This is a genomic window from Pseudomonas tritici (genome assembly GCF_014268275.3).
Classification (GTDB): Bacteria; Pseudomonadota; Gammaproteobacteria; order Pseudomonadales; family Pseudomonadaceae; genus Aquipseudomonas; species Aquipseudomonas tritici.
In genome coordinates, this window is record NZ_CP077084.1 from 2576990 (window position 1) to 2591741 (window position 14752).

General features: G+C 63.3%; 17 protein-coding genes. 4 read left to right on the forward strand and 13 right to left on the reverse strand.

Annotation, left to right across the window (positions count from 1 at the left end):
• Positions 1–6 precede the first annotated feature (6 nt).
• Genes purU through HU722_RS11585 form a run of 5 tightly spaced genes read right to left on the reverse strand, consistent with a single transcriptional unit; the run spans position 7 to position 4465 of the window.
• Positions 7–873 (reverse strand): formyltetrahydrofolate deformylase, encoded by an 867-nt coding sequence (gene purU, locus HU722_RS11565; RefSeq protein ID WP_065872252.1) that lies wholly within the window; start codon positions 871–873, stop codon positions 7–9.
• 30 nt (positions 874–903) lie between these two features.
• On the reverse strand, positions 904–2034 hold the full coding sequence (locus HU722_RS11570) for an aminomethyl transferase family protein (RefSeq protein WP_186753047.1): 1131 nt from the start codon (positions 2032–2034) through the stop codon (positions 904–906).
• A 30-nt stretch (positions 2035–2064) separates the two neighbouring features.
• The gene (locus HU722_RS11575) at positions 2065–3081 is read right to left on the reverse strand and encodes a heme-dependent oxidative N-demethylase family protein (RefSeq protein WP_065872247.1); all 1017 of its coding nucleotides are present in this window, start codon (positions 3079–3081) and stop codon (positions 2065–2067) included.
• Positions 3082–3092: 11 nt separating this feature from the next.
• Entirely contained in the window at positions 3093–4022 is a 930-nt protein-coding gene (locus HU722_RS11580; protein ID WP_065872243.1) for a PDR/VanB family oxidoreductase, read from the reverse strand.
• Positions 4019–4465, reverse strand: coding sequence for a dimethylamine monooxygenase subunit DmmA family protein (locus HU722_RS11585; protein WP_065910673.1), 447 nt, complete (start codon positions 4463–4465; stop codon positions 4019–4021). Before HU722_RS11585 ends, HU722_RS11580 begins: the two co-directional genes overlap by 4 nt.
• Before the next feature lie 250 nt (positions 4466–4715).
• On the opposite strand from HU722_RS11585, the gene HU722_RS11590 reads away from it, so the two are divergent.
• From HU722_RS11590 to HU722_RS11600, 3 genes are read left to right on the forward strand one after another with little or no spacing between them, the layout of a single operon-like run.
• Positions 4716–5762 (forward strand): ATP-binding protein, encoded by a 1047-nt coding sequence (locus HU722_RS11590; RefSeq protein ID WP_046035770.1) that lies wholly within the window; start codon positions 4716–4718, stop codon positions 5760–5762.
• Complete coding sequence (locus tag HU722_RS11595; RefSeq protein WP_046035758.1) at positions 5731–6390, forward strand: response regulator; 660 nt, start codon at positions 5731–5733, stop codon at positions 6388–6390. Before HU722_RS11590 ends, HU722_RS11595 begins: the two co-directional genes overlap by 32 nt.
• Positions 6391–7131 carry a PAS domain-containing protein gene (locus tag HU722_RS11600; RefSeq protein WP_065881486.1) on the forward strand — a complete coding sequence of 247 codons (741 nt, stop codon included), beginning with the start codon at positions 6391–6393 and terminating at the stop codon, positions 7129–7131. It abuts the gene before it with no gap.
• Positions 7132–7235: 104 nt separating this feature from the next.
• On the opposite strand, the gene HU722_RS11605 is transcribed toward HU722_RS11600, so the two are convergent.
• From HU722_RS11605 to ribBA, 5 genes are all read right to left on the reverse strand, one after another.
• Positions 7236–8390, reverse strand: coding sequence for an ABC transporter ATP-binding protein (locus HU722_RS11605; RefSeq protein WP_065881483.1), 1155 nt, complete (start codon positions 8388–8390; stop codon positions 7236–7238).
• A gap of 17 nt (positions 8391–8407) precedes the next feature.
• Positions 8408–9217 (reverse strand): ABC transporter permease, encoded by an 810-nt coding sequence (locus HU722_RS11610; RefSeq protein WP_065871982.1) that lies wholly within the window; start codon positions 9215–9217, stop codon positions 8408–8410.
• Between the two features lie 6 nt (positions 9218–9223).
• Positions 9224–10141, reverse strand: a complete 918-nt coding sequence (locus HU722_RS11615) for an ABC transporter permease (protein WP_064052598.1) — start codon at positions 10139–10141, stop codon at positions 9224–9226.
• Positions 10138–11163 (reverse strand): ABC transporter substrate-binding protein, encoded by a 1026-nt coding sequence (locus HU722_RS11620; protein WP_065876286.1) that lies wholly within the window; start codon positions 11161–11163, stop codon positions 10138–10140. The genes HU722_RS11615 and HU722_RS11620 overlap by 4 nt, the downstream gene beginning before the upstream one ends.
• 228 nt (positions 11164–11391) lie before the next feature.
• Positions 11392–12501 carry a bifunctional 3,4-dihydroxy-2-butanone-4-phosphate synthase/GTP cyclohydrolase II gene (gene ribBA / locus HU722_RS11625; protein ID WP_065876285.1) on the reverse strand — a complete coding sequence of 370 codons (1110 nt, stop codon included), beginning with the start codon at positions 12499–12501 and terminating at the stop codon, positions 11392–11394.
• 69 nt (positions 12502–12570) lie between these two features.
• On the opposite strand from ribBA, the gene HU722_RS11630 reads away from it, so the two are divergent.
• A complete protein-coding gene (locus HU722_RS11630) occupies positions 12571–12864 on the forward strand; it encodes a DUF1330 domain-containing protein (protein WP_065876284.1) in 294 nt (97 codons plus the stop codon).
• 147 nt (positions 12865–13011) lie between these two features.
• Here the strand turns inward: HU722_RS11630 and HU722_RS11635 are convergent, their stop codons facing one another.
• From HU722_RS11635 to HU722_RS11645, 3 genes are read right to left on the reverse strand one after another with little or no spacing between them, the layout of a single operon-like run.
• The gene (locus tag HU722_RS11635) at positions 13012–13575 is read right to left on the reverse strand and encodes an NUDIX hydrolase (RefSeq protein ID WP_065876283.1); all 564 of its coding nucleotides are present in this window, start codon (positions 13573–13575) and stop codon (positions 13012–13014) included.
• Positions 13576–13577: 2 nt separating this feature from the next.
• Positions 13578–14330 carry a GntR family transcriptional regulator gene (locus HU722_RS11640; protein WP_049708916.1) on the reverse strand — a complete coding sequence of 251 codons (753 nt, stop codon included), beginning with the start codon at positions 14328–14330 and terminating at the stop codon, positions 13578–13580.
• Between the two features lie 23 nt (positions 14331–14353).
• Positions 14354–14743 carry a carboxymuconolactone decarboxylase family protein gene (locus tag HU722_RS11645; RefSeq protein ID WP_065876282.1) on the reverse strand — a complete coding sequence of 130 codons (390 nt, stop codon included), beginning with the start codon at positions 14741–14743 and terminating at the stop codon, positions 14354–14356.
• Positions 14744–14752 lie beyond the last annotated feature (9 nt).

Genomic DNA, 14752 nt, shown 5'->3' on the forward strand with positions numbered 1-14752 from the left:
AAGGGTTCAGCGAAAGATCACTGTCTTGTCCTGGTTGATGAACACCCGGTGTTCCAGGTGGTATTTCAGGGCTTTGGAAAGGGCTACGGTTTCGGTGTCACGGCCGATGGCGACCAGCGAGTCGGGCAAGTGGGTATGGTCGACGCGCTGGATTTCCTGCTCGATGATCGGGCCCTCATCCAAGTCGCTGGTGACGTAGTGGGCGGTGGCGCCGATCAGCTTGACGCCTCGGTCATAGGCCTGGTGGTAGGGCTTGGCGCCCTTGAAACCGGGCAGGAACGAGTGGTGGATATTGATCGCCCGGCCCGACAGTTGCTGGCAGAGGCCGTCGGACAGGATCTGCATGTAGCGCGCGAGCACCACCAGGTCGGTCTGGGTGTCTTCGACGATGCGCATCAGCTCGGCTTCCTGGCTGGCCTTGGTGTCCTGGGTGATCGGCAGGTAGATGAAACGAATGCCTTCGCGCTCGGCCATCGCCCGCAGGTCCAGGTGGTTGGAGACCACGGCGGTGATGTGCATGTCCATCTCGCCCTTGCGGTGGCGGTAGAGCAGGTCGGTGAGGCAGTGGTCGAACTTGCTGACCATCAGCAGCACGCGGGTCGGTTGGCGTGAGCTGAACAACTGCCAGTGCATGTCGAAGCCACCGGCGAGGTCGCCGAGGCCGTTGCGCAGGGCACCGATGTCGCCGCTCACGCCGGTGTTGAAACGGAACACCGCGCGCATGAAAAACTGCCCGGTGAACTCGTCGTCGAACTGCGCCAGCTCGCTGATGTAGCACTGCTGTTGGGCCAGGCACGCGCTGATCGCGGCGACAATCCCGGACGCCGCCGGGCAGGTGATCTTGAGGATGTAATGTTCGCGTGAGGCGTCCATCGAAGGCTCCTGAATTCGGTGAAGGAAGGCTCAGCCCTTGGCCGTGCGCTTGGTTTTTTGCGGGTCGTCGAAGGGCAGGGCGTGGGTGCTGGCGCTGACCTCAAGGCTGCCGCGAACCTGCAAGGCAATACCGGGTTCGGAACAGGCGACGCTCATGCGCGCGATGGCCATCGAGCGTTTGCTCAGGCGCGAATACATGCCGCAGGTGATCACGCCGACTTGCTGGTTGCCTTGCCACAAGGTGTCGCCAGCCTCGGCGGCGCGGACGCCCTCAAGCAGCACGCCGGTGATCTTGAAACGCTCCTGGCCGCGCAGGCGCAGGTGTTCTTCGGCGCCACGGAAGGCGTGCTTGCCAGGGGAAACGGTGAAGTCCAGGCCCATTTCCCAGAGGGTGTCGCCGGCCTTCTGGTCGGCGAAGGGGTACATCTGCGAGTTGTCGTAAGGGAAGAACATCAGCGAGCTTTCCACCCGCAGCCAGTCCAGGGCGGTGAAGGCGCAGGGGATGATCCCCAGGCTCGCCCCTTGTTCAAGAATGCTGTCCCACAGGAACGGCGCATCGGCGGCCTTGCAGAAAATCTCGTAGCCGCGCTCGCCGGTGTAGCCGGTGCGGGAGATCATCACCGGGCGGTCGAACAGGCGGGTTTGCAGGTGATGGAAGTACGCCAGTTGGCGGATGCCGGGCACGTGTTCGGCGAGGAAATCCACCGCCAAAGGACCTTGCAGCGACAGGTCGTGCAGGTCGTCATCGAACAGCACCGCCACTTGCCGGCCCTGGGCCGAGCGCACGAGCATTTCATGCCCGGTGCCAGCGCCATGCACCACCATGAACGCATTCGGACCGGTGCGATAGACGATGCAGTCATCGACGAACTTGCCGTCCTCGTCGAGCATCGAGGCATACACCGATTTGCCGGGGTAGAGCTTGGCAATGTCGCGGGTGGTGGCCCACTGCAACAGGCTCTCGGCGTGGGGTCCCACGTAGTGGACTTTTTTCAGCCCCGACACGTCCATCAGTCCGGCGCGGGTGCGGATCGCCTGGTGGTGGTCGGCGAGGTCGCTGCTGTAGGTCCAGGCAGTGCCCATGCCGTTCCAGTCTTCGAGATTCGAGCCGAGGGCGCGGTGCCGTTCGGCCAATGCAGAAATACGCCATGAGTGGGTCATGTGAGGTTCCTTGTCGTAGAAGAGGGGGCGTCAGGCCTGTGGGTCGAACTGGCTCAGCCACTCGACCAGCGTGTGGCGGTAGCGGGTCATGCCCTTGTAGTCGGCGATGGGGTCGGGCAGGTCGCGCAGCACGCGGTGCAGGCGGCAGCCCCAGCCGGGTTGCGTAACCAGCTCGTCCAGGCTGATCAGGTAGGTACGGATGCTGAACATCACCGCGTGGCTGCGCGGCAGGCGCGCCATCACTTGCAGCTCGACCCGCAGGTGTACCTGCTGCCCGACGTTTTGCGCGGTGATCTGGCCGCGATCGGCGCCCCATTCATGGAAGGTTTCCGGCGACGAATCCAGGCGCGGGTTGATGGTCAGGGTCCAGTTCAAGCGCCGTACCGGTTGGCCGACCTGCAAGTTGAGCAGGTACTTCAGTGCCCGCTCGAACACACCCATCTGATGGGCCATGGGCACCGGTGCGTGCCATTGCTTGAAACTCATGCCGGCGTCGAACGCCAACGACCAGTCGGCCGGGCTGGTGACCAGGCCGGCGTCCATGTACAGGTCGCCGTCGCGCTGGTCGAGCAGGGCGAAATCCCCCTGCACCTGGCGGCCGATGTACTCCAGCGGCGCGCAGGGCAGGCTGGTGGTATCGCCGAAGATGAACGGCTGGTCGATGTCCAGCAGGTGGTTGCGCCACTGCCAGCGCTCGCCGTCTTGCACCAGGCTGAACCACTGCGGGTAGTCGGTAGCCAGGTGCTCCATGATCATCTGCAGTGCATCCCAGGCGGCCACTTGCATGTGTGGCATCACCAGGTAGCGGCGCGGGTCCTTGTCCAGCACCAGGGCGCGCTCGGCCATTTCCGAGCGGTAGTGTTCGTCGATGTCGAAGGCGTGCTCATAGATCGAGCCGGGGTCGCGGGAGATGGCCGGTTCGATGTTCACCGAGTACAGGTAGCTGTCCTCGATAAAGGGAAAGGGAAAACGGCGGATCGCTGCCGGGCTGTTGCGAAAACTGAAATCGTCGCGATAGCTCAGCACGGGGCTCGTTTGCAGAGGCATGGCACTCACTCCTATAGGTCCAGCGAAACGCAGGGGCCGCTGCCGCGCGAGACGCAGGGCATCAGAAAGTCGGCCTGCTCGGCCGGGCTGAGGAAGCTGTCACGGTGTTCGATGGCGCCGCCTTGGTGGCGCGTGATGCATTGCCCGCAGACCCCGCCACGGCACAGGTTGGGCACTTGCAGGCCGGCCTGCTCCAAGGCTTCGAGCAGGCTTTGCTCGGCTTCGACCCGCAGTCGTCGGCCGCTGCGCAGCAGCTGCAGGTCGAACGGCTGGCCGGGTTGTGCGCCCTTGAAGGCTTCCGAATGCACACGCTTACTCGGCCAACCGAGGCGTGCGGCGTGTTGCTCAACCGCCTCGAGCAAGGGCTGCGGACCACAGGTGTAGACGTGGCTGCCCAGCGGCCGGTTGTCGAGGATTGGGTTCAGGTCCGGGCGCCGGTCGTAGGTGTGCAGGCGCGGGCCGAGGCGCTGTTGCAGCTCGTCGAGATAGGCGTCGCTGAGGCCCCGGCGGAACAGGTAATGCAGTTCGAAGTCGGCCTGCTGTTGTTCCATTGCGGCGATATAGGCCATGAACGGCGTGATCCCGATCCCGGCGGCGATGAGGATATGCAGGCGCGCGGTGCCATAGGGCGCGAACAGATTGGCCGGCGGCGAAATTTGCAAGGTGTCGCCGACCTGCACCTGCCTGTGCAGGTACTGCGAGCCACCGCGCGAGGCGTCTTGCAGGCGCACCGCGATTCGGTAGTGCTGGGGGTACGCCGGGTCGCTGGTGAGTGAATAGGCGTTGCGCACCGTGCCTTCGGCCAGCGGCAGATGCACCTGCACATGGCTGCCGGGCGAGAAGCCGGGCAGGCTGCCCGTGGCGGGCGTCAGGGTGAATTCGCGAACTACGGGCGTGAGCATGCGTGCTGCGCTGACTTGGACGTTGAGGGCCGCGCTCATGGCTGGAACCCCGCGTAGGGCTGGTCAGGGTTGATGCACACGCCGAGGTACGCCCCCAGGCGCCGGGAAAAATGCGTGCGGACCTCCAGCCCGACGTGGCAGCCAATGCAGTTCAACAGCGGGGCCGGCCCGGCCGCCTGGGTCAGGCCGCAGTGCGCGCAATACACTTGGCGCAGGCCCGGCGTGGTGCAGGTCATGTCGATCTCGTCGTCTTCCAGGCCCGCGGCGCGGGCCTCGCCGTGCACACGCCAGATAAAGGCTTCGTCGCCCAACAGGTAGAGCCGGCACCCCACGGTGGCGCTGGCCAACGCGTGTTGCAGGCGCCGCGCAAAGTCAGGGTGTTCGCCGTTCAACAACACGGGCATGTGCAGTTCACTGATGAACGCTGCGCGGGCGGTGGCGGATTGCATCACCACGATGGGGCGGCTGCGGGTGAACGTCATGCGGGCTCTCCACGGTGCGTTTTTGTTTCCTGTTGGGAGAGATACTTTCCTATGGGGAAAATGTTCTCAATCTGGAAAAAGGGCTATGCCTTTGGAGATAAGCCTTGTGCGCCGGCCATTCGGGGCATGGAAGTTGCTGGGCTTCTTGACCACGCAGAGCAACCGGACGGGGAGTTATCAAAGAGTGCTGACACGACCAAAAGGCTGGCCGCTCTGGTTGGGGCCTGTACGACCCGAACAGGCGCGCAGCGTGCGCAGGTTGTTGGCCGGGTTGCCCCTGCACGCTGACGGTGCCTTGTCGGGTTTCCTGGACCGTTTCGACGCACTGCTGCCGCCTGCCAGGCTTAACCTGATCCTCGGCGGCGAAGACCTGGGCCCGACGCGGCGAGGGGCGGTCGACGGCTGCCAGGCCGTCGCGCGCTGCCCCTGGCGCGACGCCAGCGTGACGGACGCTCCCCAAGCCTGCGGACCTTGCCGGCAAAGGGGCGTGCACCGTCTGGTGTGCGCCTTGCCCGAGGGTGAAAAGGGCGCATTGCTGCTCGACACCCCTCGGCGGGCCGGTGCCAGTTGGCGCCGGATACTGGAAGAGGCGGCGCAGGCGGTGGGCGTGACCGTACGCCTGCGCTGCCACAACCGTGAGCAGCAGCGCAAACAGGCGACTTCCCGCCACGGCGCCCTGGCCCGTGAGCTGCACGATTCGGTGGCGCAGCAGTTGGGCTACCTGTCGTTCCAGGCCCATGGCTTGCAGTCGCAACTGGGCGAGCCGGCCCTGCAGGACCTGTGCACCGGCCTGAGCCAACTGCAACGCCAGGTGCGCGAGCTGATCACCAGTGCGCGCCTGACCATGGACGGGCGCTCGCTGCGCCAGGCCCTGGCCGATTCGGTCGCGGAGTTCTCGCGGCGTTGCATCATTGTCTTCGAACTCGACAACCGCCTGGCCGACGACGCCCTGAGCCCGGAAACCGAATTGCAGATCCTGCAGATCATCCGCGAGGCCCTGACCAACGCAGTGCGGCATTCCCACGCGCGCCACGTGCGGATCGAACTGCGCCAGACCCAGGAGGGCGACGCCTCGGTGTCGGTGGAAGACGATGGCATCGGCTTGATCCCGGCCTGCGACGAGCACAACCATTTCGGCCTGGCGATTATCCGCGAGCGCGCCGCCAGCATCGGCGCACGGCTGAGCATAGAGGCGATCCGTCCGCACGGGGTGCGTGTGCACCTTGGCCTGCGTCGCCATCACGATCTGCCACAGGGGAGTCTCGATGGACTGCACGACCTTATTACTGATCGATGATCACCCGTTGTTTCGCAAGGGCCTGGCGCAGTTATTCGATGCCAGCGGCGACTTCGAAGTGGTGGGGCAGGCGGCCAGCGGCCGAGAGGGCATCAACCTAGCCGTGAGCCTGACGCCGCAACAGGTGCTGCTGGATTTGCACATGCCCGGCCTCAGCGGTTTGCAGGTACTGGACGAACTGCGCCAGTTGCGCCTGGATTGCCAGGTGGTGGTGCTCACCGCCTCCATGGACCGCGCCGAGTTGCTCACGGCCTTGCGCCTGGGCGCCAGCGGTTATGTGCTAAAGGAAACCGAGCCGGATGCATTGCTGGCGTATATGCGCAACTGTCACAAGGGCGCGATCGTACTGGACTCGACCCTGATTGCCTTGCTCGCCGACCAGGCTGAGCCGTCGCCGTCGTGCGACCCCATCGACAGCGGCAACCTCACCGAGCGCGAAGGCCAGACCCTGGCGCTGATCGCCGCCGGCATGAGCAATAAACAGATCGGCCGCGAACTGGGAATCAGCGACGGCACGGTGAAGATCTACGTGCGCAGCCTGCTGCAGAAACTCGGCCTGCATTCGCGCCTGGAGCTGGCGGCCTGGGTGCACAGCGGCGCCTTGATGAAACACGAGGAGCGCCACTAGATGAGGGACAGCCCCGAAGCGTTTGCGCCGCCGCCCATGGACGTGATGGATTGCTTTCCCGCCGCCTTAGTGCAACTGCGCGACAACGGCCAGATCGCCCACTCCAACCTGGCCTGGGCCGCGTTGATGGGCCCGCACGGCGCGGAGCGTAACCTGATGGACTACGTGCACCAGGAAGACCGCCCGCTATGGCGCCAGGCCTTGAATGAACTGCGCCGCCGCCCCGACACCTCATTCAACCAGCGCCTGCGTTTTGTGCACCCCAGCGGCGAATTGCGCTGGTTCGAGATCAGCCTCAAGCGCGGCCCCCAAGGCTTCTACCTGGTGGCCGGGGACGTTACGGCCCACAAACGCCGCGAAACCGCCTTGCAGGCCAGCCAGCGCAGCAGCATGAGCTTGCTCGACAGCATGCCGGGCCTGATCTATCGCGGCCGCAACAACCGCGACTGGACTATGGAATTCGTCAGCGCCGGCTGCCTGCAACTCACCGGCTACCCCGCCGAGCGCCTGGTGGACAACCATGAGTTCACCTACAACAGCCTGATTCTCGCGCAGGATGCCGACTACGTCTGGCGTGAGGTGCAAAATGCGTTGTCGCGTCAGGAGCCGTTCGAACTCAGTTACCGGATTCGCTGTGCTGATCAGTCGATCAAGCAGGTGTGGGAGAAAGGCGTGGGGATTTATGCCGATACCCGTGAGGTGCTGGGGATCGAGGGGGCGATTTTCGAACGCACGCTTTAACGGGCAAACGCAGTTCAAAATGTGGGAGCGGGCTTGCTCCCACATTTTGGATCGAGGTGTATCAACCGCCCCGTGCAACTTTAAAAGAGGGACCCAAGGGTGACTCAATGCGCGCCAGCCGCCTTGTTCAGGTCGCTTTCGGCCCACTCCGTATACACACACGCATCCGCCGTCGCCCAGCGCACACGTACCGGGTCGCCGGCCTTGAGCGGCATGCCCGCAGCGGACAACGCCTTGACCGTCATCGACGTGCCACCGAGGGTTTTCACCGTGCAGGTCTGGCTTTCACCGAGGAACAGCACTTCACCCACGATCGCCGATACTTCATTCCAGCCCGCCGCCAACGGCTGCTCGGCGGCCTGTTCGACATTCAGCGCCAGGGCTTTTTCCGGGCGCACCATCAACAGCACATCCTGCTCGGTGTGCAGCCCGATGGTCAGGCGGATCGACAGCGCCTGGCCTTCGAACGACGCCACTGCGTTGCCCTGGGCCTTGAGCTTGAGGAAGTTGGAGTTGCCGAGGAACGAGGCGACAAACGCGTTCGGCGGGTTCTGGTAGAGGTCGAAGCCGCTGCCCAGGCCGACGATCTTGCCGTGGCTGAAAATCGCGATGCGCTGGGACAGGCGCATGGCTTCTTCCTGGTCGTGGGTCACGTAGACGATGGTGATGCCCAGGCGCCGGTGCAGTTGGCGCAGTTCGTCTTGCAGGTCTTCACGCAGCTTCTTGTCGAGGGCGCCGAGGGGTTCGTCCATCAGCAGGATGCGTGGCTCGTACACCAGCGCGCGGGCGATGGCGACCCGTTGCTGCTGGCCGCCGGACAGTTGCGATGGGCGGCGATGGGCGAACTGTTCCAGCTGCACCAGCTTGAGCATGGCGTCGACGCGCTTTTCGCGTTCGGCGCTGGCCAGTTTGCGAATCGCCAGGGGGAAGGCGATGTTGTCGCGCACCGACAAATGCGGGAACAGCGAGTAACGCTGGAACACCATGCCGATGTCGCGCTTGTGCGGCGGCACGTTGACCAGGGATTGACCGCTGACCAGGATCTCGCCGCTGCTCGGCGTTTCGAAGCCGGCCAGCATCGACAGCGTGGTGCTTTTGCCCGAGCCGCTGGAGCCGAGGAAGGTGAGGAATTCGCCGTCCTGGATGTCCAGCGAGATGTTGTCCACGGCAGCGAATTCACCGTAGTGCTTGTTCAGGTTGCGCAGGCTGACCAGGGGGTGGCCGTGGCTCTGTGCGACATCGTTGATCACTGCACTCATGTTCTTCTCCTCGGCGCTCAGGCGCGGGTTTCGGTACGCCGGCGAACGGCGGCGGCAATCACCATGACCAGTACCGACAGGCCGATCAGCAGCGTCGACGCGACGGCGATCACAGGCGTCAGGTCCTGGCGCAGGGTGGTCCACATTTTTACGGGAAGGGTTTGCAGGGTCGGGCTGGCCATCATCACGCTGAGCACCACTTCGTCCCACGAGACCAGAAAGGCGAACAATGCGCCGGCCACCATCCCCGGGCGGATCGCCGGGAAGGTCACCTTGAACACCGCCTGCAAGCGCGAGGCGCCGCAGATCACCGCCGCGTCTTCAATCGACTGGTCGAACAGCTTCAGCGAGTTGATGATCGAGATGATGGTGAACGGCAGCGCAACGATCACATGGCTGACCACAAAGGCGAACATCGTGCCGGTGTAGCCCAGCTTGAGGAACAGCGCGTACACCGCCACGGCGATGATCACCAAGGGCACGATCATCGGCAGGGTGAACAGGCCGTAGAGCAGCTCGCGGCCGGGGAAACGGCCACGCACCAGGGCAAAGGCGGTGGGCAAACCCAGCGCCACCGCGAAGATCGTGGTCAGCACCGCCACCTTGAGACTGGCCATCGCAGCGTTCATCCAATCCGCGTTGGAGAAGAACTGGCCGTACCATTTGAGCGTCCAGCCGGGCGGCGGGAACACCAGCCATTGCGATGAACCGAACGACAGCAGCACGATAAACACAATCGGCAGCAGCAGGAACAGGCCAATCAACCCGGTGGTGGTGTAGAGGCCCAAGCGCATCCTGCGACTCATGGCATTGGGGGTCAGGAGCATGACGGCTTACCTCGCGTTGCTGGCGCCAACCGGGGATTCCGGCTGGAGCTTCAGGTAGAAGTAGAACAGCACCAGCGTGATGAAGATCAGCAACGCGGCGCCGGCACTGGCCAGGCCCCAATTAAGGAACGATTGCACCTGCTGGATGATGAACTCGGGCAACATCATGTTCTGCGCACCGCCGAGCAGCGCCGGGGTGACGTAGTAACCGAGGGACATCACGAACACCATCAGGCCGCCGGAAAACAAGCCCGGCCGGCACAGCGGCAGGAAGACGCGGAAGAAGTTGGTCCACGGGCTGGCGCCGCAGATCGAGCCGGCCTGCAGGATCATCGGGTCGATGGCCTGCATGGTCGCCTGCAACGGCAGCACGATGAACGGGATCATGATGTAGCTCATGCCGATCACTACGCCCGTGAGGTTGTGCACCATCTCCAGGGGCACATCGATGATGCCCATGGCCATCAGCGCCTTGTTGATCACCCCGGAGGCTTGCAGCAAGACCAGCCAGGAGTAGGTGCGGGCGAGCAGGCTGGTCCACATCGACAGCAGCACGATGTTGAGGATCCAGCGTCCCCAGCCGCGTGGCACCAGGGTGATCGCCCAGGCCAGCGGAAAGCCCAGCAGCAGGCTGAACAAGGTCACCAGGCCCGCCACCGAGAACGTGTTGAGCAGCACTCGGGCGTAGGCCGAGTTGGCGAACAGTTGTTCATAGTTGCCCAGGCCCGGCACCGGCTCCAGCACGCCGCGCAGCAACAGGCCGATCAGCGGCGCCAGGAAAAACAGGCCGAGGAACAGCAGGGCCGGGATCAGGTTGCTCGACCCCCGCCAGCGCTGCGCCAGGGACGGCGCCCCGGCCTTGGCCGAAACCGCGCCGGCAGCGCCGAGGGCGCTCCCGGTCGGTGTGGTTGCCGTCATTTTCATTTGACTAGCCATTCATTCCACCGTGTCGCAATGGCCGGGCCGTTCTTGGCCCAGTAGGCGAAATCGAGGGTGATCTGATCCTTGACGTAGGCGGTCGGCAGGTTCGGCGCGAGTACCGAATCCAGGCGCTGCACACTGTCGATATTCACCGGTGCGTAGGCGGTCAGGTTGGAGAAGTCAGCCTGGCCCTTGGCGCTGCTGGCGTTGGCCAGGAATTTCATCGCGGCGGCTTTGTTCTTGCTGCCTTTAGGCACGACGAGGATGTCGGCCATCACCAGGTTCTGCTTCCAGCTCACGCCAACCGGCGCGCCGTCTTCCTGCAGGGCGTGAATGCGGCCGTTCCAGAACTGGCCCATGCTGACTTCGCCGGAGGCCAGCAGCTGTTGCGACTGCGCGCCGCCGCCCCACCAGACGATGTCTTTCTTGATGGTGTCGAGTTTCTTGAAGGCGCGGTCCAGGTCCAGCGGGTAGAGCTTGTCGGCGGCTACGCCGTCGGCCAGCAGCGCCAGTTCAAGCACGCCAGGGCTTGGCCATTTGTAGAGGGCGCGTTTGCCAGGGTAGGTCTTGGTGTCAAACAGCGCGGACCAATCCTGAGGCTTGCCAGCGCCGAGCTTGCCTTCGTTGTAGCCGAGCACGAAGGAGAAGAAGAACGAGCCCACACCATGGTCGGAGACAAACCGCGGGTCGATCTTGTCGCGCTGGATCACCGAGAAATCGAGGGGTTCGAGCAGGCCTTCGGCGGCGGCGCGCAGGGCGAAGTCGGCTTCGACATCCACCACGTCCCACTGCACGTTGCCGCTTTCGACCATGGCCTTGAGTTTGCCGTAGTCGGTGGGGCCATCCTGGACCACGGTAATGCCGCTGGCCTTGCTGAACGGGTCGGCCCAGGCCTGCTTCTGCGCATCCTGGGTGCTACCGCCCCAGCTCACGAAATTGACGCTTTCGGCTGCCAGGGCCGCGTGAGTGGCCGTAGCCAATAAACCCGCGAACAGCACCGCGGTTGCACGTTTGTTCAACACCATTTTCACGCCCTCATTTGTTTTGTTATTGAGCGGGCTTGGTAATGCCCGCCTATCGGGAGCAGTAGGTCCATCGGGAGCCTCTGATCGAGACCCCAAAAGGCGACCGTGCCAAGGGCTTTTATTGGTGCTCTCCCTGGCGGGCGCACTTGGCAGAAGCGTTCGGTCTATGGAATATCATATTATGGTATTCCAAACTTTGTGCAAGCATTTTGCCTTACCGGTTATCCGTCATTCGGTGAAGGGAATGCTCTCGATCACCTCCAGGTTGTAGCCGGTCAGCCCGGCGTATTTGAGGGGCGGGCCGAGGTGACGCAGCTTGCCGACGCCGAGGTCCTGCAAGATCTGCGCCCCGGTGCCCACTTCAGAATAGATGCGCGACTGCGAACGGTTGAACTGGCGCGGCGCCTGGGTCAGTTGCGGCACGCGTTCCAGCAGCGCCTGGGACGACTCATGGTTAGCCAGCACCACCACCACGCCGCTGCCTTCAGCGGCGACACGTTGCAAAGCCGCCCACAGCGTCCAGTTGGACGGGCCGCTGTAGTCGGCGCCGACCAGATCGCGCAGCGGGTCGATCACGTGCACGCGCACCAGCGCAGGTTCATCGCGGCGCAACTGGCCCATCACCATCGCCATGTGCACGCCGCCGTCGATGCGGTCTTCAAAGGTGATCAGGCGGAACGTGCCGTGCACCGTGGGTAGGTCGCGTTCGCCGATGCGCACCACGGTGCGTTCGGTGCTGAGGCGGTAGTGGATCAGGTCGGCGATGGTGCCGATCTTGATCCCGTGTTTGCGCGCGAAAATTTCCAGTTCGGGACGCCGCGCCATGGTGCCGTCGTCATTCATGACTTCTACGATCACTGAGGCGGGCGTGTGCCCGGCCAGGCGCGCCAGGTCGCAACCGGCCTCGGTATGGCCGGCGCGGGTCAGTACACCGCCGTCTTTAGCGCGCAACGGGAAGATATGCCCCGGCTGCACGATATCGGCAGGCCCGGCATTAATATCGACTGCGGCCGCGACGGTGCGCGCGCGATCGGCGGCTGAGATGCCGGTCGTCACGCCGGTGGCGGCCTCGATGGACACGGTAAACGCCGTGCTGAACACGCTGCCGTTGCTCGGCACCATCTGTTCCAGGCCCAGGCGCTGGCAATGTTCATCGGTGAGAGTCAGGCAGATCAGGCCACGGGCTTCGCGGGCCATGAAGCTGATAGTCTCGGCGGTGCAGCACGCTGCGGGCAGCAACAGGTCGCCTTCGTTTTCTCGGTCTTCGTCGTCCACCAGGAGCACCATCTTGCCCTGGCGGTAGTCTTCAATGATGTCTTCGATGCTGTTGAAGGACATGTAGGATGCTCGGTCAGTTGGTTGTATGTATTATGGTATACCACAAAAATACAGCAAGAGGATGTCACGATGAAGGCCTACTGGATTGCTCATGTGGATGTGTCTGATGCAGAGCAGTACACGCAATACACCCAACGCGCGCCGGCGGCGTTTGCCTTGTATGGCGGACGATTCCTGGCCAGGGGCGGGCGCAGCGAGGCGCTGGAAGGCGGGCCGGCACGCCAGCGGAATGTGGTGATCGAGTTCGACAGCTACGAGCAGGCGGTGGCTTGTTATGAGTCGGCGGAGTATCAGGCGGCGAAGGCGCACCGAGAGGGCGTGGGACAGGCGCAGATTATTATTGTGGAAGGCCTGGCACCTTAGATTTTTCGGGTGTAAGCCGATTTAAATGTGGGAGCGGGCTTGCTCGCGAAAGCGGTATGTCAGATACCGAATGAATCGACTGAAACTCCGCCTTCGCGAGCAAGTCGAACCGCCGCTCCCACATTTGTAACCGGTTCGGCCTGGAGGTTAGCGGATGAAGTGGATTTTTCCGCTGTCGTCATTCCCGATATAAATGCCATACACCCCAGCCTGCCGCTCTTCGATATACCGCTCGAGAATCTGCCTGATCGCCGGGTAGTAGATACTGTCCCAGGGAATATCCTCAGGCGCGAAGAACTTATAGTCCATGGTCTCCGGCCCGAACTCCCCGGTGATCTCCAGCGCAATGGCGCGGAAGATGATGTACACCTCGCTGATCCTGGGCACGCTGAAGATCGAGTAGGGCGAGAGGATCTCCGCGCGTACACCGCTTTCTTCCCAGACTTCGCGCAATGCGGCCTGTTCGGTGGTTTCGCCACCTTCCATGAAGCCGGCGGGCAGGGTCCAGGTGCCGGGGCGCGGTGGAATCGCGCGTTGGCACAGCAGGTATTTGCCGTCCTGCTCAATGATGCAGCCAGCGATGATCTTGGGGTTGATGTAATGGATATAGCCGCAGCCCCGGCACATCAGGCGCTCATGGGTATCGCCCGGTGGCAGCTGGTGACCGAGGTCACTGCCGCCGCATGTCGGGCAAAAGCTGGGGCTGGGCATGGTCAGTGACCTATGCGCGGTTCTTTGAGCGCGATGGGCAGGGTGATCTCGGGGAGTTTGCCGGTCTCTTCCTGTTTACGCTTGAGGTAATCCAGGGCCACGGCGGCGGCGGCGCGCACGTGATCGACACAGGCCTGGTGGGCGGCGAGGGGGTCACCGCTCTTGATCGCCTGGACCATGCGTTCCATTTCCTGGTTGCTGGCGCCACGGCGGTTTTCCTGGGACACCGAGGTCGCTCGCAAGTAGCTGATACGCGCCTGCAACTGGCGCAGCTGGGTGGCGGCCACATGGTTGCCGGAGCCTTCGAGCAGCACGTCGTAGAAACCCTGCACCGAATCGATCACTTGCTGCAATTCGCCTTCCTTGAGGGCCTTGCGGTTTTCCTCGAGGGCTTTTTCCAGGGCCTTGATGTCCTTGGCCTTGGCGCGCAGGGTGAATAACTGCACGATCAAGCCTTCAAGCACGCAACGCAGTTCATAAATATCGACGGCATCGGCGAGGGTAATGATCGCCACCTGCGGACCCTTGGCATCGGCGAACTCCACCAGACCTTCCGACTCCAGATGGCGCAAGGCTTCGCGCACCGAGGTGCGGCTGACGCCGAGGCGGTCGCACAGGTCGCGTTCCACCAGGCGGTCACCGGGCAGCAGTTGGAAGTTCATGATGGCGCTGCGCAGTTTCTCCAGCACGATTTCGCGCAGGGTGACCGGGTTGTGATTGACCTTGAAGCTGTCGTCGAGGGGCGCGCGTTTCATGGGGTCTGCTCTGAATGTAACGGTTAACTGGAGGCCTCGGCATCGGCTTCGGCGAAGGCTTCTCGGGCCAGCCGGAAGCTGTCCACGGCGGCGGGAACCCCGCAATAAATACCGACTTGAAGCAAAATTTCGCGTATTTGTTCACGACTCAGCCCGTTACGCAAGGCGCCGCGTACATGCAGCTTGAGTTCGTGGGGCCGATTGAGGGCCGAAATCATTGCCAAGTTTATCATGCTGCGTTCTTTAAGCGACAAGCCCTCCCGGCCCCACACGTGGCCCCAGCAGTACTCGGTGACCATCTCCTGCAGCGGCCGGGTAAAGTCGTCGGCATTCTCGATCGAGCGCTGCACGTAGGCTTCACCCAGGACCTGAGTACGAATCTTCAGGCCCTGCTCATATTTGTCGTTACGCATGCTTCAGCA

Coding starts and splice junctions, on each gene's coding strand:
- purU (WP_065872252.1), bottom strand. CDS start 873: ATGGACGCCTCACGCGAACATTACATCCTCAAGATCACCTGCCCGGCG.
- HU722_RS11645 (WP_065876282.1), bottom strand. CDS start 14,743: ATGCGTAACGACAAATATGAGCAGGGCCTGAAGATTCGTACTCAGGTC.
- HU722_RS11585 (WP_065910673.1), bottom strand. CDS start 4,465: ATGACGTTCACCCGCAGCCGCCCCATCGTGGTGATGCAATCCGCCACC.
- HU722_RS11600 (WP_065881486.1), top strand. CDS start 6,391: ATGAGGGACAGCCCCGAAGCGTTTGCGCCGCCGCCCATGGACGTGATG.
- HU722_RS11635 (WP_065876283.1), bottom strand. CDS start 13,575: ATGCCCAGCCCCAGCTTTTGCCCGACATGCGGCGGCAGTGACCTCGGT.
- HU722_RS11580 (WP_065872243.1), bottom strand. CDS start 4,022: ATGAGCGCGGCCCTCAACGTCCAAGTCAGCGCAGCACGCATGCTCACG.
- HU722_RS11640 (WP_049708916.1), bottom strand. CDS start 14,330: ATGAAACGCGCGCCCCTCGACGACAGCTTCAAGGTCAATCACAACCCG.
- HU722_RS11605 (WP_065881483.1), bottom strand. CDS start 8,390: ATGAGTGCAGTGATCAACGATGTCGCACAGAGCCACGGCCACCCCCTG.
- HU722_RS11570 (WP_186753047.1), bottom strand. CDS start 2,034: ATGACCCACTCATGGCGTATTTCTGCATTGGCCGAACGGCACCGCGCC.
- HU722_RS11595 (WP_046035758.1), top strand. CDS start 5,731: ATGGACTGCACGACCTTATTACTGATCGATGATCACCCGTTGTTTCGC.
- HU722_RS11615 (WP_064052598.1), bottom strand. CDS start 10,141: ATGAAAATGACGGCAACCACACCGACCGGGAGCGCCCTCGGCGCTGCC.
- HU722_RS11630 (WP_065876284.1), top strand. CDS start 12,571: ATGAAGGCCTACTGGATTGCTCATGTGGATGTGTCTGATGCAGAGCAG.
- ribBA (WP_065876285.1), bottom strand. CDS start 12,501: ATGTCCTTCAACAGCATCGAAGACATCATTGAAGACTACCGCCAGGGC.
- HU722_RS11575 (WP_065872247.1), bottom strand. CDS start 3,081: ATGCCTCTGCAAACGAGCCCCGTGCTGAGCTATCGCGACGATTTCAGT.
- HU722_RS11610 (WP_065871982.1), bottom strand. CDS start 9,217: ATGCTCCTGACCCCCAATGCCATGAGTCGCAGGATGCGCTTGGGCCTC.
- HU722_RS11620 (WP_065876286.1), bottom strand. CDS start 11,163: ATGGTGTTGAACAAACGTGCAACCGCGGTGCTGTTCGCGGGTTTATTG.